Annotated in this window: 4 protein-coding genes; all 4 read right to left on the bottom strand. The window is 55.7% G+C overall.

Features of this window, described 5'->3' with window-relative positions:
• Nucleotides 1-258: 258 nt before the first annotated feature.
• The 4 genes from E7813_RS05100 to E7813_RS05085 all read right to left on the bottom strand — a co-directional run bounded on the left by E7813_RS05100 (nt 259) and on the right by E7813_RS05085 (nt 2,108).
• Entirely contained in the window at nt 259-1,089 is an 831-nt protein-coding gene (locus tag E7813_RS05100; protein WP_291571497.1) for an outer membrane beta-barrel protein, read from the bottom strand.
• A 202-nt stretch (nt 1,090-1,291) separates the two neighbouring features.
• Nucleotides 1,292-1,501, bottom strand: coding sequence for a hypothetical protein (locus E7813_RS05095; RefSeq protein ID WP_291571495.1), 210 nt, complete (start codon nt 1,499-1,501; stop codon nt 1,292-1,294).
• A gap of 271 nt (nt 1,502-1,772) precedes the next feature.
• Entirely contained in the window at nt 1,773-1,955 is a 183-nt protein-coding gene (locus E7813_RS05090; protein WP_291571494.1) for a hypothetical protein, read from the bottom strand.
• A gap of 27 nt (nt 1,956-1,982) precedes the next feature.
• Nucleotides 1,983-2,108 carry a hypothetical protein gene (locus tag E7813_RS05085; RefSeq protein WP_291571493.1) on the bottom strand — a complete coding sequence of 42 codons (126 nt, stop codon included), beginning with the start codon at nt 2,106-2,108 and terminating at the stop codon, nt 1,983-1,985.
• Nucleotides 2,109-2,287 lie beyond the last annotated feature (179 nt).

Raw genomic sequence — 2,287 nt, 5'->3', positions numbered from 1 at the left:
GGCCTAATTTGAAATGTGAGCAATTCGGATCAGCATAGAATCTGATTTGGGCGTACCTTGGTTCATTGCAGCGGTTCTGGAGGACTTAAAATAGGACACGAGCTTTTAGGGAGGCACACCGACGCCGTCGGCGTGACGAGCGGCGGCAACCGGCTATTGGTTCGAAGACTAGGCTCAAGCTTGGCGATTTTTTCGCGGGGGACCGGCATCATGCTGACCTTCGTCGGCGAACCCTCGACCTGCAAAGTCACCCACCGATCAAAAGTGTCGATTAAGCCCAAGCCTAACCGTATCAAGCGTCAGTTCCTGGGTATGACTGACGGAAAACGTTCGCCCGAATGGAGGCGGCTCAACATAGGTGGAATTGAAACCCTGCGATCCGAGATCGATATGGAGATATTCGGCTTTCAATGACCAGTTCTGATCGAGGCGATATTCTCCGCCAACGCCAAGAGCCCAGCCGACTTGGGTCTTCGAAACGGAGCCCGCGTTGGCGCCGCCGCCATCAGGGGTGTGCGGGAGATCATCCAATACTGTGCTGAAAAAATTTATTGACTGAGAATAACCGACGTCAGCTATGGCCAAGCCGCCCGTGACATACAACAGCGTGTTGCCGTTGACCCAGCCAAGGCGCGGCCGAATGGTTGAAACCCAGTTCCCCTTGGTTTCGGTATAGACGGAGAACGTTCCTCCTGCACAGTCAGGATTGGGAAGGCATGCAATCGTCCCGCTATTTGCAGACTTTTTCATTCCGAAATATGAGAAGTCAGCTTCGATTCCTAGCAGGAAATTTTTGAACTGTTGATTGTACCCGATTTGCGCTCCGCCAAAGGGGCCGTTCGGCTTGAGGCTGTTCGTTGAAGCCGCATTGACGTTGGGCCAGTCAGGATCTCCGATCCAGCTGTTACCCGGGGTGACGGAAGTGTTGCTCGTTCCCCAGCCATAACCGACGTGAACGCCGATATAAGCCCCGGTCCAGTCGGAAGCTATCACAGCAACAGGGGCTTTGACCGGCATCGCGCGCGGTAGATCCGCAGCGCTAGCGGCAAAAGGAAGTGAACAGAGCAACGCAGCGAGAAATTTTTTCAAAATTGGGATTCCTAAACGGCGAAAATATGAAATGATGTTAGACCGAATCGCGTGCTTTCGATGTAGCGCGAGGGCAACACTCCTTCCGCTTTCTGCTCAGGGACGGGGCGTCGGCTTATTCGGCTTGTTCCGGCCAGCCCTTTGGCGAGGGCAATAGCCAACGCTTAGGCTTCCCCAGGCGGGGAATTGTCAAATCGGCAAATCAGGAGGCTGGAAACAATCGGTCTGTAGCTTTGTCCAGGTGCTTCTCGGCGCCTTTTGCATCCGACAAATGGCCAACCAGGTCGCCGTTCAATCTATAAATGTTGACGCCCCGGAGATTGTAAAGCTTCCGGCCCGTGAGGTTAAAAATTTCAAGACCCGAGACCACGGCGACGTGGACGCCTTTGGTGTTGAATATATTGACGTCCATGATCAATCTCCCGGCCCGCGCGCAAAGGCTGCGCCTGTCAGCAGGCGAAAGCGAGACAAATCGCGTGCCGTTCGGGATGGCTTGGCAAATCAGACTTTAGGTGCAGACCGCTTTCGGGGCTTTTTGAAAAGGAAAATTCGCGTTTGAACGGCTCCGATCGAGCGTTTCACCTTTTGAGCAATCAACCGCGGCTTCATTCCCGAAGCTAGTAGCTCGCGCAGCAAATCGTCGTCCGCAGGCGTCCAACGGCGGCCTGCAGGACGAGGCCCGGTCATTTCCCCTTCTCGTTCTGGCGTTTGATCGAAAGACCCAGTTGAGCCGCCTTCCTGAGAATGCTGGCTGGTGAGCGTTTGAAACGATCAGCGATGGCTTCTAGGCTCTGCGACGGTGCCAGGGCTATCAGCTGGCGATCGCTCTTCATTGACCATCGGCTGACTATCGGTTTGCGAACCATTTCTTTACCCCTTCGTCCCCTTCGCCTTCAGCCCCCGCTCCACAGCGCGCTGGCCTGCTTGATTACAGCTGACGGCATCGCGATGTAGGTGATGATTGCAAGCGCCAGCACTGCGAGCGCCAATGCTACCCGTTGCGGTCCTGTCGATCTCATGACTGATCCCCCGACCAGCCAACATCCAAGCGCAACCTGCGAGCGATATCAATGCTGCACGCGCGAAGGTTGGCCGTGAGGGCTTGGCTTATTGTCTGCTGGGCTCTGGTTGGCGGGACGGCTCTTGCGGTCGTGGCGGCGGGACAGGTCTCGCCGGTTCAGGGTTACGTGTCGGCTCT

This window comes from Bradyrhizobium sp. (genome assembly GCF_004799405.1).
Taxonomy (GTDB): domain Bacteria; phylum Pseudomonadota; class Alphaproteobacteria; order Rhizobiales; family Xanthobacteraceae; genus Bradyrhizobium.
The sequence above is the reverse complement of the archived record's forward strand: the minus strand, read 5'-3'. Positions and strand labels throughout refer to the sequence as shown.